Origin of the sequence: Micromonospora sp. NPDC051296 (genome assembly GCF_040682255.1) — a bacterium.
In the GTDB taxonomy this organism is placed as follows: domain Bacteria; phylum Actinomycetota; class Actinomycetes; order Mycobacteriales; family Micromonosporaceae; genus Micromonospora; species Micromonospora craterilacus.
Genome location: NZ_JBFBAO010000008.1, coordinates 20604 through 45009 on the forward strand (window position 1 = coordinate 20604; position 24406 = coordinate 45009).

At 71.1% G+C, this 24406-nt stretch carries 17 protein-coding genes, 1 pseudogene and 1 riboswitch; of the genes and pseudogenes, 8 read left to right on the forward strand and 10 right to left on the reverse strand.

All coding sequences use genetic code 11. From position 1 onward, the window contains the following. Positions 1 to 88: 88 nt before the first annotated feature. Positions 89 to 1819: an arginine--tRNA ligase gene (argS, locus tag AB0M52_RS01770; protein ID WP_363947492.1), complete on the forward strand. Its 1731-nt coding sequence runs from the start codon at positions 89 to 91 to the stop codon at positions 1817 to 1819. Positions 1820 to 1873: 54 nt separating this feature from the next. On the opposite strand, the gene AB0M52_RS01775 is transcribed toward argS, so the two are convergent. The 5 genes from AB0M52_RS01775 to AB0M52_RS01795 all read right to left on the reverse strand — a co-directional run bounded on the left by AB0M52_RS01775 (position 1874) and on the right by AB0M52_RS01795 (position 9420). Further along, positions 1874 to 2842, reverse strand: a complete 969-nt coding sequence (locus AB0M52_RS01775) for a ThuA domain-containing protein (RefSeq protein WP_363947495.1) — start codon at positions 2840 to 2842, stop codon at positions 1874 to 1876. Between the two features lie 20 nt (positions 2843 to 2862). Further along, entirely contained in the window at positions 2863 to 4998 is a 2136-nt protein-coding gene (locus tag AB0M52_RS01780; protein WP_363947497.1) for a PQQ-binding-like beta-propeller repeat protein, read from the reverse strand. 155 nt (positions 4999 to 5153) lie between these two features. Then, positions 5154 to 6236 carry a TIM barrel protein gene (locus AB0M52_RS01785; protein ID WP_363947500.1) on the reverse strand — a complete coding sequence of 361 codons (1083 nt, stop codon included), beginning with the start codon at positions 6234 to 6236 and terminating at the stop codon, positions 5154 to 5156. Between the two features lie 378 nt (positions 6237 to 6614). Then, a complete protein-coding gene (locus tag AB0M52_RS01790; RefSeq protein ID WP_363947503.1) occupies positions 6615 to 7361 on the reverse strand; it encodes a glyoxalase in 747 nt (248 codons plus the stop codon). Between the two features lie 127 nt (positions 7362 to 7488). Further along, a complete protein-coding gene (locus tag AB0M52_RS01795; RefSeq protein ID WP_363947506.1) occupies positions 7489 to 9420 on the reverse strand; it encodes a LuxR C-terminal-related transcriptional regulator in 1932 nt (643 codons plus the stop codon). 287 nt (positions 9421 to 9707) lie between these two features. Here AB0M52_RS01795 and AB0M52_RS01800 point away from each other — a divergent pair, with 287 nt between their 5' ends. The 4 genes from AB0M52_RS01800 to AB0M52_RS01815 all read left to right on the forward strand — a co-directional run bounded on the left by AB0M52_RS01800 (position 9708) and on the right by AB0M52_RS01815 (position 15999). Beyond that, positions 9708 to 10958: an Nramp family divalent metal transporter gene (locus AB0M52_RS01800; RefSeq protein WP_363947509.1), complete on the forward strand. Its 1251-nt coding sequence runs from the start codon at positions 9708 to 9710 to the stop codon at positions 10956 to 10958. A gap of 41 nt (positions 10959 to 10999) precedes the next feature. After that, the gene (locus AB0M52_RS01805) at positions 11000 to 12133 is read left to right on the forward strand and encodes a cupin domain-containing protein (protein WP_363947512.1); all 1134 of its coding nucleotides are present in this window, start codon (positions 11000 to 11002) and stop codon (positions 12131 to 12133) included. 53 nt (positions 12134 to 12186) lie between these two features. Further along, positions 12187 to 12399: riboswitch (cobalamin riboswitch) on the forward strand. A 172-nt stretch (positions 12400 to 12571) separates the two neighbouring features. Next, positions 12572 to 14962 carry a ribonucleoside-diphosphate reductase subunit alpha gene (locus AB0M52_RS01810; protein WP_363947530.1) on the forward strand — a complete coding sequence of 797 codons (2391 nt, stop codon included), beginning with the start codon at positions 12572 to 12574 and terminating at the stop codon, positions 14960 to 14962. A gap of 41 nt (positions 14963 to 15003) precedes the next feature. Beyond that, the gene (locus tag AB0M52_RS01815; RefSeq protein WP_363947533.1) at positions 15004 to 15999 is read left to right on the forward strand and encodes a ribonucleotide-diphosphate reductase subunit beta; all 996 of its coding nucleotides are present in this window, start codon (positions 15004 to 15006) and stop codon (positions 15997 to 15999) included. On the opposite strand, the gene AB0M52_RS01820 is transcribed toward AB0M52_RS01815, so the two are convergent. After that, positions 15965 to 16195, reverse strand: a complete 231-nt coding sequence (locus AB0M52_RS01820) for a hypothetical protein (RefSeq protein ID WP_363947514.1) — start codon at positions 16193 to 16195, stop codon at positions 15965 to 15967. The genes AB0M52_RS01815 and AB0M52_RS01820 overlap by 35 nt on opposite strands. A 97-nt stretch (positions 16196 to 16292) precedes the next feature. On the opposite strand from AB0M52_RS01820, the gene AB0M52_RS01825 reads away from it, so the two are divergent. Both AB0M52_RS01825 and AB0M52_RS01830 read left to right on the forward strand, forming a co-directional pair. Then, entirely contained in the window at positions 16293 to 16520 is a 228-nt protein-coding gene (locus tag AB0M52_RS01825; RefSeq protein WP_363947517.1) for a potassium transporter TrkA, read from the forward strand. 50 nt (positions 16521 to 16570) lie between these two features. Next, positions 16571 to 18046 carry a cation:proton antiporter gene (locus AB0M52_RS01830; RefSeq protein WP_363947520.1) on the forward strand — a complete coding sequence of 492 codons (1476 nt, stop codon included), beginning with the start codon at positions 16571 to 16573 and terminating at the stop codon, positions 18044 to 18046. Between the two features lie 12 nt (positions 18047 to 18058). On the opposite strand, the gene AB0M52_RS01835 is transcribed toward AB0M52_RS01830, so the two are convergent. The 4 genes from AB0M52_RS01835 to AB0M52_RS01850 form a co-directional block, all read right to left on the reverse strand. Further along, the gene (locus AB0M52_RS01835; protein ID WP_363947522.1) at positions 18059 to 18778 is read right to left on the reverse strand and encodes an aquaporin; all 720 of its coding nucleotides are present in this window, start codon (positions 18776 to 18778) and stop codon (positions 18059 to 18061) included. A gap of 86 nt (positions 18779 to 18864) precedes the next feature. Beyond that, the gene (locus AB0M52_RS01840) at positions 18865 to 19479 is read right to left on the reverse strand and encodes an isoprenylcysteine carboxylmethyltransferase family protein (RefSeq protein ID WP_363947524.1); all 615 of its coding nucleotides are present in this window, start codon (positions 19477 to 19479) and stop codon (positions 18865 to 18867) included. Positions 19480 to 19934: 455 nt separating this feature from the next. Continuing rightward, positions 19935 to 21530, reverse strand: coding sequence for an FGGY-family carbohydrate kinase (locus tag AB0M52_RS01845; protein WP_363947526.1), 1596 nt, complete (start codon positions 21528 to 21530; stop codon positions 19935 to 19937). 4 nt (positions 21531 to 21534) lie between these two features. Continuing rightward, positions 21535 to 23766, reverse strand: a complete 2232-nt coding sequence (locus AB0M52_RS01850; protein WP_363947528.1) for an aminotransferase class III-fold pyridoxal phosphate-dependent enzyme — start codon at positions 23764 to 23766, stop codon at positions 21535 to 21537. Between the two features lie 144 nt (positions 23767 to 23910). Between AB0M52_RS01850 and AB0M52_RS01855 the strand changes: the two are divergent. Next, positions 23911 to 24406, forward strand: a pseudogene (locus AB0M52_RS01855) (PucR family transcriptional regulator); the annotation flags it as partial.

Sequence of the window (24406 nt, forward strand, 5' to 3'; positions counted from 1 at the left end):
TTCGCGCGTTCCTCCCGTCGTGCCCGCACCCGTCGTGCGGCCGGCAAGCCTCGTGACGATCCTGTTCATCCCATCCCGGGGAGTACCCGTGTCCGTGCCCTCGCTGGCCTCGTCGTTGTCCGACTCCGTCACCGCCGCCGCGGCCCCGCTGGGGCTGGCGGACTTCGCGCCACAGGTTCGCCGATCGGAGCACGCGGACTTCCAGTCCGACGGGGTGCTGGCGGCGGCGCGGACCCTGCGGCGCCGTCCGCGTGACGTCGCGGCGGAGGTGGTCGCCGCGCTGCCGGCCGGGGATCTGGTGGCCGTGGCGCGGGTCGCCGGACCGGGTTTCGTCAACCTCGACCTGACCGACCGGGCGCTGCTGGCGCAGCTCGCCGACCGGCTCGCCGATCCCCGGCTGGGGGTCGGCACGGCGGAGGCCGGCCGCACCACAGTGATCGACTACTCGCAGCCGAACATCGCCAAGGAGATGCACGTCGGTCACCTGCGTTCCACGATCATCGGGGACGCGCTGGTGCGGATCCTCGAACATCTCGGCGGCACGGTGGTGCGACGCAACCACATCGGCGACTGGGGCACCCAGTTCGGCATGCTGATCCAGTACCGGGTCGAACACCCCGAGCCGTCGGCCACCACCGGCACCGCCACGATGCGCCGGCTGGCCGCGCTCTACCGGCAGGCCCGGGCCGCGTTCGACGGCGACCCCACGTTCGCCGAGCGGGCCCGGCGGCGGGTGGTGGCGTTGCAGGGCGGCGATCCGGCGACTCTGGCCGCCTGGCGGGACATCGTCGCCGAGTCGACCCGCTACTTCACCGACGTGTACGACCGGCTCGGCGTGCGGCTGACCGGCGCCGACGCGGTGGGGGAGAGCGCATACAACGCCGCGCTGCCGGGCGTCGCCGCCGAGCTGGCGCAGCGGGGGGTGGCGGCGGTCAGCGACGGCGCGCTCTGCGTCTTCTTCGACGACGTACGCGGGCCGGACGGCACGCCGACGCCGCTGATCGTACGCAAGCGCGACGGGGGTTTCGGCTACGCCGCGACCGACCTGGCCGCGCTTCGGCAACGGGTCGGCGACCTGCACGCCGATCGGCTGCTGTACGTGGTCGACGCCCGGCAGGCGCTGCACTTCCGGATGGTCTTCGACACGGCGCGGCGGGCCGGCTGGTTGCCGCCGACCGTGCCGGCCGTGCACGTGGCGTTCGGGACCGTGCTCGGCCCCGACGGGCGGCCGTTCAAAACCCGGGTCGGTGACACCGTCCGTCTGGTCGACCTGCTCACCGAGGCGGTCGACCGGGCCCGCGACGTGGTGGCCGCGAAGAACCCGGACCTGGCCGGTGCGGCGCTGACCGAGCGGGCGCGGCAGGTCGGCATCGGCGCGGTCAAGTATGCCGACCTGGCCACCGGCCGCACCCGCGACTACACCTACGACCCGGACCGGATGCTCGCGCTGACCGGCAACACCGGCGTCTACCTCCAGTACGCGCACGCCCGTATCCGCTCCATCCTGGCCAAGGCCGACGGCGTCGAGCCGGTCGTCGATGCGGAGGTGGCGCTGGAACCGGCGGAGCGGGCGTTGATTCTCGACCTCGACGCCTTCGCCGACACCCTCACCGAGGTCGTCGCCGGCTTCGAGCCGCACCGCCTCTGCGGTTACCTGTACCGGCTGGCGCAGACGTTCACCACGTTCTACGAGCGCTGCCCGGTGCTGCGCGCCGACGAACCGATTCGTGGCAACCGGCTGGCCCTGTGCCGGCTGACCGGCGACACCCTGCGTACCGGCTTGGAACTGCTCGGCATCGAGGCTCCCGACCAGTTGTAGTGGCGCCCGCACGGATGGGGCGACGGCACCGTGAGGTGCCGACGCCCCGTCAGGTCAGCGGCAGAAGGGCTTTGCGCCCATGGTGCTCAGGATGCCGTTGACGACGTGTTCCTTGAAGAACGTGTCGCCGACGAGCGGGGTGTCGTTCCAGGCCGCGTTATCGTGCCCGAGGCTGGTCACCCAGGACCGGCCCCCGTCGTAGTACTGGCACCAGGTCACCGGGTGGAGGTCACCGTGGCCCGGGTGCCCGCCGCTGCCCTGAGTGCCGCGCAGCATCGTCTTCTCCTCGACGGCGGCGAGGAACCGGACGTAGCTGGGGAACGGCTCCAGGTTGTACCACTCGTCCTTGAAGTCGAAGCTACGCGGCAGGTTCCTGGTCGAGACGTCCGTGTTGTTGAGGACGCGCACTTTGCCGTCCTGGTGCGGGCCGTGGTCGTAGAAGTGGGTGCCGCCGAGCAGCCCCTGGAACCACGGCCAGTGGTACATCGCGCCGAGGGTGTTGTGGATGCCGACGAAGCCGCCGCCGGAGCGGACGTACTGCATGAGCGCGGTCTGCGCCGCGTCGTCGAGGATGGTCCGCGAGTTGCTGAGGAAGACGACGCTGTCGTACGTGCGCAGCCGGGCCGGGGTGAGCTGGGTGACGTCCTCGGTCCAGTCCACACTGAAGCCGAACTCCTGGCCCCACTGGATCACCGCGTTCTGCGCGGCGTTGGCCGCGGTCAGCTGCGGGTTCATCCCGGGCCCGAGCAGCGGCCCGAGGTGCGCGTGCCGGGACACGCCGGTGGCGGTGAAGACGAGCACCCGCCACTGGCCGTCGTTGCGGAACACGGTCTGCCACTCGTTGTAGCAGGACGGGTCGGTGCCGCGGCACACGCCGTAGTCGGCGATCTTGTCGTTGTAGCGGGCGACCGCGCTGTTGTTCGAGGAGGCGCCCGCCGGCACGCCGAGCGACACGGCCAGGGCGGCGACCGCCGCCAGCGCCAGCCCGGCGAGGCCGATCCGCTTGCGGTTCGGGTGGGACATGATTCTGCTCTCTGTGTGCATCAGTAGACCTCGATCTTTCCGGTCGGCCGGGGGTCGAACGTGTCGTTGAAGAAGTACTCACCCTTCTTGCGGAACGTGTAGCGGAAGGACTCGCCGGGCAGCAGGGTCCGGTTGAACAGCCCTTCGAAGAACTGGGTCGCGCCGCGGGGGTTCTGGTTGTCGGCGGGGTTGACGAAGGTGACGGTGGTGCCGACCGGCACCCGCAGGTGGGTGGGGGCGACGGCCGCGTCGGAGGTCGACTCGACCGTGCCGACCTGGCCGGTGGCGACGTTGTAGGTGCGGCCCAGCACCACCGTGTTGTTGACCGCCGAGCCTTCGACCGGGCCGCCGCCGGAGACCCCGCGCCGCACGTCCGGCGGCGGCGGCGCGGGCGCCGGCGAGACCTTGCCACCGATCCTGAAGGCCCAGAGCCAGTCCCCGCGCGGCGCGCTGTTGCCGAAGGGTAGGGAGGTGCCGCCGGCGAAGACGGCCAGGTACTGCTCGCCGTTCGCCTCGTACATGATCGGGCTGCTGCTGATCGCCGCCCCGGTCTGGAAGCGCCAGACCTCCCGGCCGTTGTGGATGTCCAGGCAGAGCAGGTTGCCGTCGGGCTGACCGATGAACAGCAGGTCGGATTCGGTGGTCAGGATGCCGTTGCCGTGCGCCATCGCGTACGGCATCCGCCGGCGCCAGCGGACCTCGTTGCTGCGCGGGTCGACCGCGACGATCCCGCCGGTCATGTACTGGCCGGGCGGGCGCAGGCCCACCGAGCCGGTGCCGACCCGGGCGTGCGCGGACGAGACGTACCCGTAGGCGGTGTAGACCAGGCCGGTGCGGTGGCTGAACGACTGGTGGTTCCAGTCGGCCGCGCCGCCGGTGCCGGGGATGGACAGGATCGGCTCGTCCCAGTGCGGGGTGTAGAGCGGGCCGTGGGTGTAGTTCGGCACGGCCCGGTTCGGTTCGCCGGGAATGGCGGTGCCGAGCGGCTGGTCCACCATCGTGGTCGGCATCCACGGGCCCTGCGCGGGGATCGGCTGGGTGGGCCAGGTCTTCTGCCGTGGCTCCTGCGGGACCGGGGTCTCGATGATGCCCAGCGGCGCCGAGCCGTCGGTGCGGTCGAGGATGTAGTACATGCCGGTCTTGCTGCCGTAGATGACCAGCTTGCGGTTGCGGCCCTTGATCTTCGCGTTGACCAGCACCGGGGCCATCACGTTGTCCATGTCCCAGATGTCATGGTGCACCGACTGGAAGTGCCAGCGGTACTGGCCGGTCTTCAGGTCGAGCGCGACGATCGAGTTGGCGAAGAGGTTCTGACCACCTCGATCCGAACCGTCCTGCGCGCCGTTTCGTCCCCGGGCGTTGCCGAACGTCCAGTAGACCAGCCCGAGGTCGGGATCGATGGCCGGGTGCATCCACGGGGTCGCCCCGCCGATCAGGTAACTGTCGCCTTCCCAGGTGTCGTTGCCGAACTCGCCCGGTCCGGGGGTGCCCCAGAAGTGCCAGAGCTTCTCCCCGTCGCTGGCGCGTACGGCCAGCGCGGCGCCGCGTGACCCGTCGTTGGTGCCGATGTGCAGGACGCCGTCGTGGTAGGTGACGGCCACCTTCTCCACATTGCCGTAGCCGCTGAACTGCCGGTCCCAGACGACCGCGCCGGTCTGCTGGTCCAGCGCGATGACCCGGTTGGTCCGGCCCTGGGTGAAGACCAGGCCGCCGCCGACCGCCACGCCCCGCCGCACCAGGGTCCCCCCGGTCTGGGTGTACTTCCACTTGGTGACGCCGGTGGCGCCGTCGATCGCGAAGACGTTGCCGAGGGCCGACTCGATGAATAGCGTGCCGTCGACGGCGACCGCGGTGCTCTGGCTGTTGCCGGAGGCGAGACCGTCCTCGACGCGGTTGTACCAGGCGCCGCCGAGACGCTTGGCGTTGCCGCGGTGGATCCGGTCGAGTCGGGTGTAGTTCTGGTTGCCCAGGTTTCCGCCGACCTTGGGGAAGTCGGCGTCGCCGGGGGTGTCGAAGCGGGAGAGCGCGGCGGCGGGCTCGCGCCGCCCTGTCTTTCCGCCAGCGGTGGCACCGGTGGCGACCGTCGGGGCGAGAATTGCGCCGGCGGCCACGGCCGATGCGCCCCGAATGAGGGCTCGGCGGTCGATCTGAGTCACGGTGGTACCCCATTTCTGGCCGCGAACGACCATCGGCCCCAGGTGCGATGGGGACGTTTCCGGGAATTGGTGTCTGGTTTCCTGCCGATATCCGCTAATGGGTGTGTGCAGCCGGCAGGAAAAGGCGAATCAGGGACGGGGGAGAAAGGGGGTGGTCAACGTTGTTCGGCGGCGGTCCAGCCGGCCGCCGTTGCTGCGGTGCGGTAGACGGACAATTCGGTGGCGATGGTCGCGAGCATCTGGGCCCGGGACAGGGTGAACGACGGGGTGTCCGCCCAGAAGGTGGTGTTGAGGTTGACGCCCTCGTGGACGTACTCGATCTGGGCCTCGCAGGGCCCGGAGAAGCCGCCCTCCCGCAGGACGCGGAAGAAGTCGGTCCACGGCACGAAGCCCTGACCGGCCGGGACCCAGCCGGCGCGCGCCGAGCCGTTGGCCGCCCGGGTCACCGTGGAGTCCTTCAGGCCGATGCCGCGGACCCGGGGGAAGGCGAGTCTCAGGTTGGTCTGCCAGGACCCGACGGCACCCTCGGCGATCAGGTGGCCGATGTCGAAGTTGAGGGCCAGGGCGTCCGGGTCGATGGTGTCCAGCAGGTGCACCAGGTCCCAGACGGAGGAGCCGACCCGGCCGCCCGAGAAGGTGTGGTAGATCCCGGTCAGCCCCAGCCGTCGGCTCAGCACGGCCAGGGAGCGGACCTCCTGGCGAAGCGCGTGGAGTTGCGCCAGGACCTGATCGCCGTAGGCGTCGGCGTCCCAGCGGTAGCTGAAGGTGCCCCACCGGTAGTAGCGGATGCCCTGGTCGGCGGCGGTGGTGAGGATCGCGTCGGCGTGATCGGACGACCGGCTGCTGATGCCGGTGGTGATGTGCTCACAGTGGACCCCGGTGGAGCGGACGCCGCGCAGCATCGGCGCCAGGTTCTGGCGGACCGCTGCCGGTTCGACGTGACCACCGGGACGGACCGTCAGGTCGACCGCCGCGTACCCCATCTCGGCGGCGGCCTCGCCCACCAGCACGCCGGTCTCGTACGGGTGGCTGTGGGCGTATGCCTGGGTGGTGAGCCACTGGAGGTGGCGGGAGAAGATCGTCCAGGTGATCCGGGGTGGTCGACGGGTGGGGCGGTCCGGCCGCGGAGCCTGGCGGTGGCTCGGCGCGGCGGCCGCCGGTGATGGGATCGCCATCAGCGGGGAGACAGCCAGCAGGCCGGACGAGCCGGCGCCGTAGAGGAAGTTGCGACGTCTCATCAACATCTCCTGTGTTCGCATAGCGAACTCTCGTACGTATAGCGCAAAGCGTATAGCCGCTGTTACAGGCATGTCAATGACTGAAAACGGGGGATTAACAGGAAAGCTTCCACTGGGCGGAAACCGACAGGGTTTGTCGCCAGGCGGCTCAACCGCCTATCGGTGTGGGTGCCACCGGGTCCGGTCGCGTGGTGCCCGACGGTGGCGACGGCGCCCGTGATTTTGTTACATCTGCCGTCTGGTGGATTACCCGGACGATGCTTCGTGCCATTTCTGTCGGCTAGCTTCGGAAATCGCCCGGAAAGGCGCGGCGCGAATAGCGGAATTCGCGGAGAGAAGATCGGGAACGCCGGAGCCGGTCGCCTGGATCGGGGTAGGTCAGGTCGCGTCGGGCAGCCAGGGTTCGAGGATACTGGGATCCGCGACGGCCTGGCGCACTTGATCACGCTCCGGCTCGGTCAGCGAAAGGGCCTGGAGCCGATCACCCCAGTCAGGCACCCGCTCCGGCTCGTCCAACGCGATCGACAACTCGATCAACCCGGCGAGTGCCCGAGCCTGTTCGACGGGCGGCGCGGCGTCACCGTGCCGGCGCAGCCCGGAGTTGAGCGCCCGGAACGCCGCCCGGTCGTCGCTCTTGAACTCGCGCAGGATCCGCGCGTTGTCGAGGACCCGAGCCAGCCCGGTCAGCTGCTTCGAGCCGCCGTACTCCAGTTCCGCAGGCTCGTCGCGGGTGATGAAGATGATGGTGTTGCCCGACGGGTCGACGACGCTGAACCGCGACGCACCGGGCCGGTAGCGGGTGATCCGGGGCAACCCCCGGGCGAGCACCTTGCCGTAGGTGCGGCGCATCGCCTCGGTGAACGCCGCGTGGTAGGGCGCGACCGCGTCGACCATCACCAGGCAGCCGCCGCTGCTCTCGGCCGCCGGGTCGAGGTCGCGCGGCGCCGGGCCGTAGTGCAACTCGAAGCCGCTCCACCGGAAGGCGAGGTAGATGTACGGCTTTCGCTGCTCGTACGTCACCGCGAAGCCGAGCGCCCGCCAGAACGCGATCGTCTCCTCGGCCGACGTGCAGGGCAGTAGCGGCACCGTGGTCTCGTTCGGCTGGACTTGATCGACGGTCGTCATCGACGGGCTCCCCGGGTCCGGATCGGCATCCCGGCCAGTGTGGCAGCGTCCACGCCGCGGTAGAGGCAGGCCCGGCACGGCGGGACCCGGCGGGGATGTGATCTGTCCAGGCGGTCACCGCCGCCGTTCAGTCCGCCGATCTCCGGTGCTGATCCCAGGCGCGTACCAGCTGTAGTCGGGTGCGGATGCCGAGCTTCTGGTAGATCGACCGGAGGTGGGTGTCCACCGTGTGGAAGGAGACGAACAGGCTCCCGGCCGCCTGCTGTTTCGTGGCACCGGCGGCGAGCATCTCGGCCACCCGTGCCTCCGCCGGAGTGAGCGAGTCGAGCCCGGTCCGGAGTTGGCCGCCGGCCGGTTGCCGCCGTGTCCGCCGGGCCAACTCGGCGGCCCGGTGTTCGGCCGTGCGCTGGTCGCCCAGGGCGCCGATCCGCCCGTACAGGCCGGCCGCTTCCCGCGCCGCCTCCCGGGCCTGCGTCCGCCGTAGCTGCGGGCTGTGCGCCAGGTCGAGCAGCGCGTCGGCGAGGGCCGGCCGGGCGGCGGTGGTGCGCAGCCCGTCGACTGCCGCCCGCAGCGCGCCCGCGTCCCGCTCGACCAGGCCGCGGGTCTGGTCGGCGAGTGCCCGCCACAGCGGCACCGGCGTACAGACCGCCACCTGATCGACCAGCTCGGCCACCCGGCCGGCGGCGCGTGGATCCCCGCCGGCCAGGGCGGCGCGGACCAGCCGGGGCCCGAGCTGCGGCACGGGAAGCAGTGACCGGACCGAGCGGTGCAGGTCGGCGAGCGCGCCGGCGAGCATTCGTGGTTGCTCGGCCAGGGCGAGGTCGGCGGCGGCGACACCGCCGGCGAGCGTCCACATCGTACTGTCCGGCCACCGGCGGTCGACGTCGAGGCAGTCGCGCAGGCTGGCGCGGGCCGCCTCCGGCTCGCCACGGCGGTAGCGCACCTCGGCGACCACCGCGACGAGCAGCGCGCGTACCTCCTGGCTGAGTTCGTGCGCGCGGGCGCCGAGCGTCGTGGCGGCCACGGCGGCCGCCTCGGAAAGCTCGCCCACCGCGATCATCCGCAGGCAGTCCAGGGCGATGATCAGAACACCCGGGGTGCCGGTCGGCGTCGCCTCGTCGCACGCCCTCCGGGTCGCGGCCCGGGCCTCGTCGTACCGGCCGAGGCCGAGCTGGGCGAAGATCCGCTCGGAGCGGATCAGCGCCGCCTCCCGCCGGGCCACCGGAGCGTCCGGATCCAGGGTGGCCAGGACGGCGCTGGCGCCGGGCAGGTCGCCTATCGACAGGCGACGGGCGGCGCGGCCGAGCGCCAGGTGGATCGCCGAGGCGGATGTGCCGTCGTCGGCGTGGGCGCTGCCCGCCTCGCGCAGCAGGGCGTCGGCGTCGGGGTGCCCCAGCCGGGCCGCGAGCGCGCTGACCATCGCCAACAGCGTGCTGCGGCTACCCGGGTCCAGCCGCTCCTGCGCCAGCGCGCCGCGCAGGCAGGCGAAGGCGACCGACGGCTGCTGTCCGGCGTAGATGCCCGCGAGACGGCCGAGCACCTGGCTCCGGTACGCCCCACCGGCACGGTCCGTGGCGATCTCCGCCGCCAGCAGCCGCAGCGCCTGGGACCCGCGCCCGGCGAGCACCAGATTGTCCGCCATGGCGAGCAGCCAGCGGCGCCGTTGCGGGACGTCGCCGGCGGTGTCCCGGCCCTGGGCGGCGAGCAGCAGGTCGGCCAGCGCCGAGGGTTCGGCGGCGGAGGAATCCACGAACGCGTCGATCAGCTCCGGGTCGACCCGGCCGGTGAGGGTGAGCGCGGCGGTCGCGTGCCGTACCGCGGCGGTCGGGGCGGCGGTCACCAGCACGGCCGCCGCCCGGGTGTGCAGCAGGCCCCGCGTCGAGGCGGAGAGGGAGTCGAGGATCTGCGTCGGGCAGGCCGCGGGGCCGAACTCGATGCCGCCCGGCGTCTCGGCCAGCAGTCCCTGGGCGAACGCGGCGTCCAGGGCGGCGGCGAGCGCGAGGTCGTCGATCCCGGTCATCGCCCGGAGCAGCCAGACCGGGCAGGGACGTTCACCCACCGCCACGACCCGCAAGAGGGTCCGGTCGAGGGGTACGCCGACCGCCGCCGGGTCTGACGTCGTGTCGCGGAAGGGTGAATCGGACAATGGCGTTCCCCCCGGTGGTCACCGGCGTACTGGCAGGTCGTCCTGCGACCCGAGCGTAGCCACGGCGGGTGGGGCGGGCGGCCGGATCAGCGGCGTCGTCGTCGTTTGCACCGCAACGTCCCGGGCGTCCGGGATCCGGTACAGCGGATTGGCGCGATCACGGGATGTAGCGACCCGGTGGCGGGTTGAGCATCGGAAGCATGGCAACGACCATCCTGCGACCGCAGTCGGAGAGCCGACGCCCCGCCATGACGGCCCTGCTCGGCCCGGGCTTCGTCGCGGCGATCGCGTACGTGGACCCGGGCAACGTCGCCACCAACCTGACCGCCGGTGCCACCACCGGTTACCTGCTCGTCTGGGTGGTGGTGGCGGCGAGCCTGATCGCGATCCTGGTCCAGTTCCAGGCCGCCAAACTCGGGGTGGCCACCGGCCGGAGCCTGCCGCAGCTGAGCCGGGAACGGCTCCCGAAGCGGCTCAACAAGCTGCTCTGGGTACAGGCCGAACTCGTCATCCTCGCCACCGACCTGGCCGAGTTCGTCGGGGCGGCGATCGGCATGTGGCTGCTGTTCGGCATGCCGATGCCGCTGGCCGCGGGGTGTACCGCGATCGCCGCCATGCTGATGCTCGAACTGCGCCGGCGGGGCCGCAGCCGCCCGTTCGAACTGATGAGCGCCGCGGCCCTGCTGCTGATCGGCGCCGGCGTCGCCTACAACCTGGTGACCACCGGCCACCAGTCGCCCACCGAGGCACTCGGCGGCTTCGTGCCCCGATTCGAGGGCTCCGCCTCGGTGCTGCTGGCGATGGGCATCGTCGGTGCGACCGTCATGCCGCACGCCATCTACCTGCACTCGGCTATCGCCCGGCGGGAGGGGGCGGTCCCGGATTCGGCCTGGCGGTCGCCGACACTGGTCCGGCGGGCGCTGCGGCTCGACTGCGGCATCGCGCTCGGCGCGGCCACCATGGTCAACGTTTCGATGATCGCGCTCGGGGTCGGCCTCGCCGGTGCCAGCGCCGGCACCTGGACCGGGGACCTGCTCGAGGCGCACGCCGAGTTGGGTACCCGGATCGGCGGCTTCGCCGCACTGATGTTCGCCATCACGCTGCTCGCCTCCGGCCTGTCCTCCAGCGGCGTGGGCACCCTCGCCGGGGACGTGGTGATGTCGGGTTTCCTCAGCCGGCAGATCCCGGTACGGCTGCGCCGGCTGATCACCATGGCGCCGGCCATCGTGGCGCTGATGATCGGCGTACCGCTGACCATGCTGCTGGTGCTCAGCCAGGTGCTGATCTGCCTCGGCGTGCCGATCGCCCTGTTCCTGCTCGTCTACTTCTGCCGCGACCGGCGTCTGATGGGCCCGCTGGTCAACTCCCGGGCGACCACCGTGGTGGCGACGGTCGCCGGTGGTGCCGTCGCCGCCGTCGGCTGCGCCCTTCCGCTGCTGCTCCTGCTCTGACCTACCCGACACCGTTCCGACCCATGTGAGGAGTTGATCCGATGCCGAGCAACGATCCCGCGCCGCGCCGCGGCGACCAGGGCGGCCCGCCCATCACCGGACGCAACGTCGAGCTGGAGCGGCAGAACCCCGACCTGCTGGTCCCGCCCACCACGGACAGCCGGCTGGTGCCCAACCTCAAGTTCTCCTTCTCCCAGGCGCACACCCGGGTCGAGAAGGGCGGCTGGACCCGCGAGGTCACCATCCGGGACCTGCCGATCGCCACCCAGATGGCCGGGGTCCAGTTCGGACTGGAGCCGGGCGCCTACCGCGAGATCCACTGGCATCAGGAGTCGGAGTGGGCCTACATGCTCAGCGGCAGCTGCCGGATCAGCGCGGTGGACCACGAGGGGCGCAACTTCACCGAGGACGTCCGGGCCGGCGACCTGTGGTTCTTCCCGCAGGGCATCCCGCACCACATCCAGGCCCTGCAGGACGGCGCGCAGTTCCTGCTGGTCTTCAACGACGGCACCTTCTCGGAGAACAACACCTTCCTGCTCAGCGACTTCTTCGCGCACACGCCCAAGCCGGTGCTGGCGAAGAACTTCGGCTGGTCGATGGAGCAGATGGCCGACCTGGCCGAGCGGGAGAAGTACATCTTCGCCGGCGACGTGCCGCCGCCGCTGTCGATGGACCGCATCGTCAGCCCGACCGGCGACGTGCCGCGCAGCTTCAAGCACCGGATGACCGCGCAGGCCCCGGAGCACTTCCGCGGCGGCACGGTACGGATCACCGACTCGACCAACTTCGCCGCCTCCACGACCACCGCCGCCGCTCTGGTCGAGGTGGAGCCGGGCGGAATGCGGGAGCTGCACTGGCACCCGACCACCGACGAGTGGCAGTACTACATCTCCGGCCGGGCACGGATGGGCGTGTTCGCCGCGTCGGCCGCCGCCCGTACGTTCGACTTCCAGGCCGGTGACGTCGGCTACGTGCCGTTCGCCTACGGGCACTACGTCGAGAACATCGGCGACGAGCCGCTGGTCTTCCTGGAACTGTTCCGGCATCCCCGGTTCGAGGACATCTCGGTGATGCAGTGGATGGCCAACACCCCGCACGAGGTCATCGCCGACACCATCAACGTGTCGCAGTCGCTGGTCGACGCACTACCGCAGAGCAAGCAGGTGGTGATCTAGACGACACGCCGAAGCCGACATGTGGGGTGTGACTTCCCGACCGTCCCCCATATATGGTGTCCGCAGCAACTGGTTCGGCCGCTCCTCCAGGGCGGTCGAGGCAACAGGGAACCCGGTGGAAATCCGGGACTGCCCCGCAGCGGTAAGTGGGAACGACCGCCGTCATCAGCACTGGGCCACCGGCCTGGGAAGCGACGGCCAGTAGGGGACCGGCGAACCGGTCACGCCCGCGAGTCCGAAGACCTGCCAGCGTGCCGCCCACCCAGACCGGGTGGGCGGCGGTCCGAGGCCGCGCGGGACGGCCGACGCCACTTCCGACGCGCTCCTGCCGCGTGTCGATCGTCGGTGTCCACTCCCGCGCGCCCAGGGCCTCCGGTCCGAGAACCAGGCTCGCGAGGAGTAGTGGTGACAGTCACCGAGGTAGTCCCGGCCCACGGCATCGTCGTAGACGATCCGGCCGTACCCGACCAGCGCCCGTCGCGGGTGCGCGTACGCACCCGCGACGGCGCCACCGAGGCGGTGGACGTCGACGCGCTCGCCCGGGCGGTGCAGCGGTGGTCGGGTGACCTCGCCGACGTGGACCCCCACCGGGTGGCGACCCGCACCGTCGCCGGCCTGTACGACGGCGTCACCGCCGACGAGGTGGACCGGCTCGCCATCGCCACCGCCGCCGACCTGATCGGCGAGGAACCGCAGTACTCGCGGCTGGCCGCCCGCCTGCTGGCCCGACAGATCGGCGTGGAGGTCGCCGGGCAGGGCGTCACCTCGTTCAGCGGGGCGATCCGCGGCGCCCACGCCGAGGGACTGATCGGCGACGCGACCGCGGCCTTCGTCGCCGACCATGCCGGCGTCCTCGACGCCGCCGTCGATCCGGACGGTGACCTGCGGTTCGAGTACTTCGGGCTGCGTACGGTCCACGACCGCTACCTGCTGCGCCACCCGACCAGCCGACTACTGCTGGAGACGCCGCAGTACTGGCTGCTGCGGGTGGCCTGCGGGCTGTCGAGCACACCGGCGGAGGCAATCGACTTCTACCGGCTGATGTCCAGCCTGGCGTACCTGCCCAGCTCGCCGACGCTGTTCAACTCCGGCACCCGGCACACCCAGATGTCCTCCTGCTACCTGGTCGACTCCCCGCGCGACGAACTGGACTCGATCTACCAGCGGTACGCGCAGGTGGCGAACCTGTCCAAGTTCGCCGGTGGCATCGGCATCGCCTTCTCCCGGGTCCGCTCCCGGGGTGCGTTGATCCGGGGCACCAACGGCCGCTCCAACGGCATCGTGCCGTGGCTGCGGACGCTGGACGCCAGCGTCGCCGCGGTCAACCAGGGTGGCCGCCGCAAGGGCGCAGCCTGCGTCTACCTGGAGCCGTGGCATCCGGACATCGAGGAGTTCCTCCAGCTGCGGGACAACACCGGTGAGGACGCCCGGCGTACCCACAACCTCAACCTGGCCAACTGGATACCCGACGAGTTCATGCGCCGGGTGGAGGCCGACGGGATGTGGTCGCTGTTCGACCCGGACGAGGTGCCGGAGCTGCCCGACCTGTGGGGCGCGGAGTTCGACGCCGCGTACCGGGCCGCCGAGCAGCAGGGCCGCGCGGTGCGGCAGGTCGCGGCCCGGGAGCTGTACGGGCGGATGATGCGCACCCTGGCCCAGACCGGCAACGGGTGGATGACGTTCAAGGACGCCGCCAACCGGCTGTGCAACCAGACCGCCGAGCCGGGCAATGTGGTGCACCTGTCCAACCTCTGCACCGAGATCGTCGAGGTGTCCAGCGACGTTGAGACGGCGGTCTGCAACCTCGGTTCGGTGAACCTGGCCGCACACCTGCGCGACGGCGGCATCGACTGGGAGCGGCTGCGGTCGACGGTGCGTACCGCGGTCACCTTCCTGGACCGGGTCATCGACATCAACTACTACCCGACCCCGCAGGCGGCGGCGAGCAACCCGCGCTGGCGGCCGGTCGGCCTCGGGCTGATGGGGTTGCAGGACGTGTTCTTCGCGCTGCGGCTGCCGTTCGACTCACCGCAGGCGCGCGAGCTGTCCACCCGGGTCAGCGAGGAGCTGTACCTGACCGCCCTGGAGACCTCCGCCGAGCTGGCCGAACAGTTCGGCGCGCACCCGGCGTTCGCCGCCACCCGGGCCGCCCGGGGGCAGCTCCAGCCCGATCTGTGGGGCGTCGCCGGCACCCAGTCGCAGCGGTGGGCGGCGCTGCGGCAGCGGGTCGCCGCGCACGGGTTGCGCAACTCGCTGCTGGTGGCGATCGCGCCGACGGCCACCATCGCCTCCATCGCCGGCTGCTATGAGTGCATCGAGCCGCAGGTGTCCAACGTGTTCAAGCGCGAGACGCTGTCCGGGGAGTTCCTCCAGGTGAACACGGCGCTGGTGGGGGAGTTGAAGGCACGCGGGCTGTGGACCGAGCGGGTCCGCGCCGAAATCAAGCGGGCCGACGGCTCCGTCCAGGGCCTCCAGGAGCTTCCGGCGGCGGTACGCGAGCTGTTCCGTACCGCGTGGGAGCTGCCACAGCGGGCGCTGATCGACCTGGCCGCGGCCCGCGCGCCCTTCATCGACCAGTCCCAGTCGCTGAACCTGTTCATGGCCGACCCGACCATCGGCAAGCTCTCCTCGATGTACCTGTACGCCTGGAAGTCCGGGCTGAAGACCGCCTACTACCTGCGTTCCCGGCCGGCCACCCGGATCCAGCAGACCACCGTCACCCCGGCCCGCGCCGCCGCGACCGGCCTGCTCGACGTCGTCGCCGCGCCGGTCGACCCGGCGTTGGCCTGCTCGCTGGAGAACCCGGAGAGCTGCGAGGCGTGCCAGTGACTGCCGCCGATATCGACCACTCGACCACGAGGACCTCGCACATGCTGCTCGACCCCGGGATGGACCTGACCCTCCGCCCGATGCGCTACCCGCACTTCTTCGACCGGTTCCGAGACGCCATCAAGAACACCTGGACGGTGGAGGAAGTCGACCTGCACTCCGACCTGACCGACCTGGACCGGCTCTCGCCGGCGGAGCGGCACCTGGTCAGCCGGCTGGTGGCGTTCTTCGCCACCGGCGACACCATCGTCGCCAACAACCTGGTGCTCAACCTCTACCAGCACGTCAACAGCCCCGAGGGTCGGCTCTACCTGTCCCGGCAGCTGTTCGAGGAGGCGGTGCACGTCCAGTTCTACCTCAACCTGCTCGACACCTACGTACCCGACGAGGAGGAACGCGCCGCCGCCTTCGCCGCGGTGGAGAACATTCCGTCGATCCGGCGCAAGGCCGAGTTCTGCTTCCGCTGGATCGACTCGCTGCACGAACTGCGCGAGTTGCGTACCCGGGAGGACCGGCGGGCCTTCCTGCTGAACCTGATCTGCTTCGCCGCCTGCATCGAGGGGCTGTTCTTCTACGGGGCCTTCGCCTACGTCTACTTCCTGCGCTCCCGGGGCCTGCTGCACGGCCTGGCCTCCGGCACCAACTGGGTGTTCCGCGACGAGTCCATGCACATGGCCTTCGCGTTCGACGTGGTCGAGACGGTCCGCCGGGAGGAGCCGGACCTGTTCGACGACGACCTCGCCGACCAGGTACGCCAGATGCTCACCGAGGCGGTCGAGTGCGAGGCGCAGTTCGCCGAGGACCTGGTCGGCCAGGGGGTACCCGGCCTGACCCTGGCCGACATGCGCGAGTACCTGCAGTATGTGGCCGACCAGCGGTTGGCCCAGCTCGGCATCGCCCCGCGCTACGGGTCGAAGAACCCGTTCGCCTTCATGGAGTTGCAGGACGTGCAGGAGCTGTCCAACTTCTTCGAGCGCCGGGTGTCGGCGTACCAGGTCGGCGTCACCGGCACGGTCGCCTTCGACGACGACTTCTGAACGCGACCGGGGGCCGGCCCGCAACGGGCCGGCCCCCGACCCCGCCGTCGTATATCCGGGCGGCGGACCGGGTCGGGATGTAGAGCGAGTCGGACAGCCGCCGGGCCGGCGCCGGCTCGGCGACGCCGATCTGCTCGCCGGTCGGGTCGACGAACCGGACGCCGCCACCCGGGGCGCAGTGCTCGGCGGTGAGCATGCCCCGGCCGACCTCCCACCCGGGTCCGCCATCTCCGGTCTCGTCGGCAGGCTCGTACCATTGCGCTGAGATCGCGACTGCGCAGCGGGGAGGGGCCATGGGCAAGGGGATTTATGTGCAGGAACTGCCGGGAATCGGCAAGCGGTACGACGTCGACCTGGGCAGCAACACCCAGCGGATATCGATCGTGGTGCGCCGGGACGGCACCCGTGACCTGTACGTCTTCGCCGCTGGCGCGGACGACCCGGTGGCCGTGATCGACATGTCGGAGGAGCAGGCCCGCAAGGTGGGCGCGCTGCTGGCCGGCACCTACTTCACCGAGTAGTCACTCCGCTTCCCATACGCCTCGTCCAGCCCACTCCAGGAGTCTTCACCGTGCACGCTGACCTCGTGGGCTTCGGCGCCCTTGTGCTGATAGCGGGCCTGCTGGCCCGCTTCGGCCGCCGGATCAACCTGCCCACCGTGCCGTTCTTCATGCTCGCCGGCATCCTGCTCGGGCCGGGCACCCCCGGCCCCGTGCTGGTCGCCCACCCCGAGGACCTGAGCCTGCTCGCCTCCCTCGGCCTGGTGCTGCTGCTGTTCCACCTGGGCGTCGAGTTCCCGGTCGAACAGGTCCTCGGCAGCGGCAAGCGGCTGTTCGTCGCGGCCGGCTCGTACATCGCGCTCAACGTCGGCGCCGGACTGCTCTTCGGGTACGCGCTCGGCTGGGGCGGCTACGAGGCGTTCGTGATCGCCGGTGCGCTGGGCATCTCCTCGTCGGCCATCGTCACCAAGCTGCTCATCGAGCTACGCCGGCTGGCCAACGCGGAAACCCCGGTCATCCTCGGCATCATCGTCATCGAGGACATCTTCCTCGCGCTGTACCTGGCGCTGCTGTCGCCGATCCTGTCCGGCGCCGGTTCGGCGGGGGAACTCGCGCTGCGCATCGGGCTCAGCTTCGCCTACCTGGTGGTGCTGTTCGCCGTCGCCCGCTTCGGTGCCCGCCTGGTCGGCAAGGTGATCGACAGCAACGAGGACGAGCTGCTGGCCATCCTGATGGTCGGGTTGGTGGTGCTCGTCGCCGGTGTCTCGGCCGAGATCGGCGTCTCCGACGCGATCGGCGCCCTGATGATCGGCCTGGTGATCGCCCGTACCCCCATCCGGGAGCGGGTGGAACGCCTGGTCCTGCCGCTGCGCGACGTCTTCGCGGCGGTGTTCTTCGTGGTGTTCGGGCTGAGCATCAACGTCGGCGAGATCGGCACGGTGGCGGTGCCGGTGCTGCTGGCGGTGCTGCTGACCGTGGTGACCAACGTGCTGGCCGGGCTGATCGCCGGCCGGCTGTTCGGGCTCAACCAGCGGGGCGCGGCCAACGTCGGCCTGACCGTCCTCGGGCGGGGCGAGTTCTCGCTGATCCTGGCCACGCTCGCGCTCACCGCCGGCCTGGATTCCCGGCTCGGCCCGTTCATCGCCCTGTACGTGCTGGTGCTCGCCGTGGTCAGCCCGCTGCTCGCGGCGAACTCGCGCTATCTCGCCCGGGTGATCCCGGACCGCATGCTGCACTCCAGTTGGCGGTACGTCCGGGAGGAGACCATGAGCACCGCCTGTACGCACCTGGACCGGATCCAGATCACCGAGTCCGACGCCGAAGCGTGCCCGAAGTGCGTGGAGAGCGGCGACGACTGGGTGCAGCTGCGGATGTGCCTCACCTGCGGCGCGGTGGGCTGTTGCAGCGACTCGGTCAACAACCACGCCGAGGAGCACTACCGGCAGACCGGTCACCCGTTGATCCGCTCGCTGGAGCCGGGCGAGGGCTGGCGCTACTGCTACATCGACGGCGCGCTGGTCCGCGAGCCGATGGGCTCCGCCCGGTAAGCGCGACCGGCGTCAGCGACCGGCCCGCCGGGGCGAACCTGCCCCGGCGGGAGCACCGGGCGCCGCGCGCTCGACCAGTGGTGCCACCAGTGCCGCGAGCGCCCCACCCAGCAGCGGGAAGACGAGGAACACCCAAAGCTGCCGGAGGGCGGAGCCGCCCTCGAAGATCGCTGGCCCGAAGGCGCGGGCGGGGTTCACCGCTGCCCCGGTCAGCGCCACGCCCACCAGGTTCGCCACGCCGAGGGCCAGCCCGATCGACAGGCCGGCGAAGCCGGACAGGTCGGTGCAGCGCTTGCTCACCACCAGCACGACCAGGACGAACAGGAACGTCAGGACGGTTTCCAGCAGCATCGCGCCGCCAGCGTTGATGTGCGTGCCGTACCCGTTGGAGCCCAGGACGCCGGTCTGGTCGACGACTCCGCCCCAGCGGACCAGGATCCAGAGCAGGAAGGACGCCACGGCGGCACCGGCGAGCTGGGCGATCCAGTACGCCACCGCACCGGCCGGCGAGATCTTTCCGGAGAGCAGCACACCGAGGGTGACCGCCGGGTTCACGTGGCTGCCGGAGAGTTGGCCGATGGTGTAGACCAGTGCCAGCATGACGAACCCGAATGCCAACGCGACCACCACCACGCCGCCCTCGGTTCGCGCGGCGATGGCGCTGCCCACACCGAAGAACACCAGCAGGAATGTGCCGAGGAACTCGGCTGCGTACCGCCTGATGTCGACCATGGCGTCAGTCTTGCCCACCGCGCTACCCGGCGTGGGCGTTTCTGCTGCTCAGGGCTGGTGTGAGTCAAGCGCCGGACGGGCTGTCTCTACCGTGTTGTGGCGTGCCGCTGCCCGATTCCGGGCACGAACCGGCCGACCCGGGCGGTGTACGCGGCATAAGCTGCGCCGTGCACCCGGTCGAGGTAGGGCTCCTCCACCACGCGGACCTGCATCTGCACCGACGCGATCAGGACGATCGTCGCGGCCAGGGCGACCGGGTTCGGGACCATCAGGGCCAGGCCGGCGCTGGTGACGACCATCGCGGTGAAGATCGGGTTGCGGGCCAGCGCGAACGCGCCGGTGGTGACCAGCGCGGTGCGCTCGCCGGGGTCGACACCGACCCGCCACGAGACACCCATGCGCACCTGCGCGCCGAGGGTGGCGGCGAGCCCGGCGACCGCCAGGGCCAGGCCGGTCAGCCGGACCCCGCCGTGGTCCAACGGGCCGACCGGGGGCAGGCCGGCGAGGCCGGCGATCGGACCGGCCAGCCCGAGCAGCAGGGCGAAGACGAACAGAAGTTTGGCCCACCATGCCGTCGATCCGACCGGGCCGGCGTGCAGGCGCAGCCCGGTGTCGCCGGTGGCCCGCCACTGCGCCACGCTGCGCCAGCCGAAGGCCAGCCCGAGCCCGGCCAGATAAAGCCCCAGCGCCAGCCCGGCCATCAGGCGAACCCGGGAGAGTGCGGCCGATGCGGGGTCGGCCGGGCGAACAGCAGCCGGGCGCGGGCGGGCGTGGGGCGAGCGAGTGCGGGGAGGGAGAGCCTGGGGCGAGGGGTCGTGCGGTTATCTGGCAATGCCTGCATGGGCAGATGATACAGCAGGAGATGTATTCACTGGAAGCTGTACGGTCTGGCGTCTGAACTTGGCCGGCGACCAAGCCTCAACTGAGCCCCCGGATGGGTTCACAAGCGACCCAAGCCACGCCACGCCGCGGCGATCATGCACTTTCGGTCGCCGCTTGGCGGCTTGTGCAACATATGCACCGACCGAAACTGCAAGATCGGCGAGCCGTGGCGACGGGAGACGCAGGGCGCCAGGTGGGCGGCGAGGAGCCCCACGGCCCCGGGTCAGGGCGCGTGACGAGATAGCGAACGGGCCGGGCCGTGCCCGACACCGCGTCAGGTTGGGCGGTTGAGGCGTCGGTACACCGGAGCCAGTCGCTGGTGCAGCTCCCGGTAGACGTCGAAGATCTCGTCGTACGTCGCCCGGTGCCCCGGGTCCGGGGTGAAGACCCGGTCGGTACGCATCAGGCCGGGGATGTCGGCGAAAGTGAGCAGCCCGGTGCCGACCGCGCCGATCCAGCCCGCGCCACGGGCGTTGACCGCGAGCGGCCGGGCGTCGCGGCGGATCTCGATGCCGAGCACGTCGGCGAAGATCTGGCACCACGAGTCCGACAGCGCCCCGCCGCCGGTGATGGCCATCGAGGTGACCGGCGCGCCGAGGAAGCGATCCACCGCCCGGGCCAGCCATCGGGTGTTGAAGGCGACCCCCTCGAAGACCGCCCGCAGCAGGTCGGAGCGGTTGGTGTCGAGCGAGATGTTGACGAAGCCGGCGCGCAGGTTCGGGTCGTCCACCGGGGCGCGCTCGCCGTACAGCCAGGGGGTGTACAGCACCCCGTTGGCACCCGGCGGCACGGTCGGGATGATCGTGTCGAACGCGTCGAAGATGGTCCCCTCGTCCCTGCTGACGTGCCCGGCGCCGAGCAGCGGGTCGTCGTACTCCACGACCTTGTCCCGTAGCCAGGTCAGGTTGGCGCCGGCCGTGGCCTGTAGGGCGGTCATCAGGTAGCGGTCGGGAATGGCGCAGGGCACCGACGCGATGCCGGCGGAGATGTCGGTCTTCTTCCGGGCAACGTGGGCGGCGATCCACGACGAGGTGCCGACGTAGAGGTGCGGTTGGTGGTCGCCGGTGGTGCCGGCGCCGATCGCCGCCGCGGTGTTGTCGATCGCCCCGGCCACCACCCGGACCGACTCCGGCAGCCCGAGGTGCACGGCGGCGGCCGGGGTCAGCGTGCCGATCACGTCGGTGCAGGCCACGATCGGCGGCAGCTTGTCGCGGTCGATGCCGCAGCCGGCGACCAGGGTGGGGGAGTAGCGGATGTCGGCGGGCCGCCGGTTGTCGGTCACCCACGAGGTCAGGATCGAGTCGACGGTGGCCACCGTCCGCCCGGTCAGCTTCAGGTTGATCCAGTCGAGCACGTTGAGGAACGACGCGGTCCGCGCGTACACCTGCGGCATCTCGTCGCGAACCAGCAGCATGTGGGCGGCCGGGTCCTTGCCGGTCGGCGAGGGCATCCCGCCGGTGAGCCGCAGCCAGCGCACGATCCGGCGCCCCGACATGCCCTGGTACGCGGGAAACCCGCCGAACTGCCGCCGCAGGTGGGGTGCGCCGCGCATGTCGAGCCAGCTGATGCACTGGGTCAACGGCTCCCCGGCGGCGTCCACCGCGATGGTCCCCTCACCCTGGGTGGAGGCGCAGACCGTGCCGACGGCCCGCATCTGCTCGGGGTGGGCGCGGCCCAGCTCGGCGGCGACCTGCCCGAGCGCCGCCCACCAAGCGACCGGATCCTGCTCGGCGCCGCCGCCGGGCAGCACCCGCAGCGGGACCGGACGGTCGGCCCAGCCGGTGACCGTGCCGTCGGCGGCGACCAGGGCCGCCTTCATCCCGGAGGTGCCGAGGTCGATCGCGAGGATCTGCGGTGGTGTGGCGGCCACCGGCTCAGACCCCCTCGACCAGCGCGAAGACCTGGTCGAACCGGGCGAGCGCGTCGTCGATAACCGCGTCGGTGTCGGCCATCGAGGTGTACATCCGCGAGCCGGCCAGCGTGATGATGCCGTGCGCGGTGTACGCCGCACCCATCTGCTCCATCAGCCGCTTGCGGGTCTTGTTCTCCCGCAGCAGCTTCAGCGGGCTGCGGGTGTCCAGCAGCATCACGCCGCTGCACTCCAGGTGCACGATGGACCCCTGGTTGTACGCGACGTACGGCAGGCCGTACCGGTCGATCAGCCGTTGCAGGCCACGGGTGAGCCGGTCACCGGCCCGGCCGGCGATCACCGGCGCGTTCGTGCGGGCCATCTCCTCGATCGCGAAGTAGCCGGCCGCGCAGGACAGCGGGTTGGCCGACAGCGTCCCGCCGACCTGGATGTGCGCGCCGCTCCTGCCGTCCAACCCGGAGCCGAAGACCGCCATCACGTCGGCCCGGCCGCCGACGCCGCCGGCCATCGGGTACCCGCCGGAGACCGCCTTGCCCAGCACCGTCAGATCCGGGGTGACGCCGAAGTACCCGGCCGCGCCGCCCATGCCGAGCCGGAAACCGGTGACCACCTCGTCGAAGATGAGCAGTGCACCGAACTCGTCGCACAGCTCGCGTACCTTCGCGTTGAAGTCGCGTGGCGCCGGGCGGGTGCCCGACTCCGGGCCGACCGGCTCGACCACGACCGCGGCGGTGCCGCCGCGCAGCCGGTTCTCGATCAGCTTGCGTTTGAGCTGCCCGAGGCCGTGCGGGAAGGCTTCGCGGGTGCGGCTGGTGGCGCCGAACGGGATCCCCTTGGCGTTCATCCGGTACGTACCGGGCACCCGCAGCCCGTAGACCATGGTGTCGGACCAGCCGTGGTAGGCGCCGCCGACCTTGATCACCATCTTCTTGGCGGTGAACGCGCGGGCCCCGCGGACCGCGGCCATCACCGCCTCGGTACCGGAGCCGAGGGACCGGTACATCTCCACGTGCGGCAGGTACCGGTGGATGATCTCGGCGAGCTTGAGTTCGTACTCGTGGAACAGGCCGGTCACCGGCCCGGAGTCGCGGACCACCTCGGCGACCCGCTCGTTGACCGGACCGTGGTTGCTGCCCAGGATCGTCGGCCCGCCGGCCTGGAGGAAGTCGATGTAGGTGTTGCCGTCGCGGTCGACCAGGTGGGCCCCCTCGGCCTTGTCGACGGCGAGCGGGAACGGGTAGTTGAAGGCCAGGTTGTGCTGCACACCGCCGGGGATGCGCCGCTTGGCCCGGTCGGTGATCTCCTTGCTGGCCCGGCACTTGGTGTCGAAGTAGTTCAGCACGTCGAGCATCGCGTCGTGGCGCAGCCCGCGTACCGGCTGGGCGGTCAGCGCCTTGAGCCGCCGCATCACGTCGTCGACGTCGGGATACTCGCTGATGGCGTACCCGAGCCGGGCGGACTCGGCACCCGGCGCCACCTCGGCGATCTCGGCAGCGGTCGCGTCGGCGCTGGGCAACTCCTCGTCGGCGGGCACCCGCACCGGCTCCACCGCCTCGGTGATCTGCGCGGCGATCCGCTTCTCGTCGGCGCGCAGCTTGCCGAAGGCGATCTCACGGATCGCGGCCGGGATGGTGTGCACCTTCCCCGCCTCACTGGTCAGCGCCAGCAGGTACGCGATGGAGACCTTCTCCAGCAGCGCCATGTTGAACACCGCCCGGTCCGGGTCGGTGCCCAGCGCGACGATCCCGTGGTTGGCGATGATGAACGCGTTGTCCCCGCCGGCCATCTTCTTCTGCACGTTGCGGGCCAGGAAACCGGTGCCCGACGGGGCGTAGTCGACGATCGCCACCTCGCGGCCCAGGAAGCGCACCTGCTCGTCGGTGAGCGCCGGGATCGGCTTGCGCAGGAAGGCCAACGCCGACGCGTACGGCTGGTGGGTGTGCACGACCGCGTTGACGTCCGGCCGTTCCCGGTAGATGTTGGCGTGCATCCCGCACTCGATCGACGGCTTCAGGTCGGCACCGGAGCCGTCGGGCACGTGCTTGCCGTCGAAGTCGACGATGCAGACGTCCTCGACCCGCATCCGGTCGTAGTCGTAGTTGCTCGGGGTCACCGCGTACAGCCGGTGGCCGGGCACCCGGACCGAGACGTTGCCCTCGGTCGCCTTGAGGTAGCCCCGGGCGAGCATCGTGCGGCACATATCGACCACATGCTGGCGGGACAGTCGGTGCTGCACGGCGCGCTCCCTCGGTCGAGCCCACGATCGCCCGAGCGCCCGTGGACGGGGGTCCATCGTCGCGCGGTGGGTCCGACCCGAACACCCTCCCGACGGCAGCGAGAATCCGGGGCTTTCTTATCCCGCCGTGACAAAATCGGCCGGGTGAGCGCGCCCGTGTCCGCAGCCCCCTGGCGACGCCTATCCGCCGACCTGGCCACCGCGATGCGACCGCACCTGCCCGCGACCGTGGCCGCCGTCGCGCTGGCGGTCACCGAGGCCACGCCGGCCTTCGCCACCATCGCCGACGACAAGTTCGCCCGGGACGTACGCACCGCCGTCCAGGTCGCGCTCGACCGCTTCCTCGACCTGGTCGGCACCGACGAGCCCGCGCTGCCGCCCCGCTTCCGGGAGGTCTTCGTCGCGCTGGGCGCCGCCGAGGCACGGGAGGAGCGCGGACCGGAGGCGCTGCTGGCCGCGCTGCGGATGGCGGCGCGGTTGCTGCTGCGCACGGCGTCGCAGTCGTTGGCCCGGCTGCGTCCGGTCGACACCGAGGAGCTGATCGACCTGTCCGACGCGGTCACCGCGTACGTCGACGAACTGGCCGCGGCGGCCACCGACGGGTACGCCCTCCAACTGCGCGAGCAGGCCGGCGAGGGTG

Excerpts from the sequence above, each read along its gene's own strand:
- AB0M52_RS01775 (WP_363947495.1), bottom strand. The coding sequence starts at position 2,842 with ATGTCCCACCCGAACCGCAAGCGGATCGGCCTCGCCGGGCTGGCGCTG.
- AB0M52_RS01820 (WP_363947514.1), bottom strand. The coding sequence starts at position 16,195 with ATGCTCACCGCCGAGCACTGCGCCCCGGGTGGCGGCGTCCGGTTCGTC.
- AB0M52_RS01835 (WP_363947522.1), bottom strand. The coding sequence starts at position 18,778 with ATGGTCGACATCAGGCGGTACGCAGCCGAGTTCCTCGGCACATTCCTG.
- AB0M52_RS01815 (WP_363947533.1), top strand. The coding sequence starts at position 15,004 with ATGCTGCTCGACCCCGGGATGGACCTGACCCTCCGCCCGATGCGCTAC.
- AB0M52_RS01790 (WP_363947503.1), bottom strand. The coding sequence starts at position 7,361 with ATGACGACCGTCGATCAAGTCCAGCCGAACGAGACCACGGTGCCGCTA.
- AB0M52_RS01805 (WP_363947512.1), top strand. The coding sequence starts at position 11,000 with ATGCCGAGCAACGATCCCGCGCCGCGCCGCGGCGACCAGGGCGGCCCG.
- AB0M52_RS01840 (WP_363947524.1), bottom strand. The coding sequence starts at position 19,479 with ATGGCCGGGCTGGCGCTGGGGCTTTATCTGGCCGGGCTCGGGCTGGCC.
- AB0M52_RS01800 (WP_363947509.1), top strand. The coding sequence starts at position 9,708 with ATGGCAACGACCATCCTGCGACCGCAGTCGGAGAGCCGACGCCCCGCC.
- AB0M52_RS01785 (WP_363947500.1), bottom strand. The coding sequence starts at position 6,236 with ATGAGACGTCGCAACTTCCTCTACGGCGCCGGCTCGTCCGGCCTGCTG.
- AB0M52_RS01825 (WP_363947517.1), top strand. The coding sequence starts at position 16,293 with ATGGGCAAGGGGATTTATGTGCAGGAACTGCCGGGAATCGGCAAGCGG.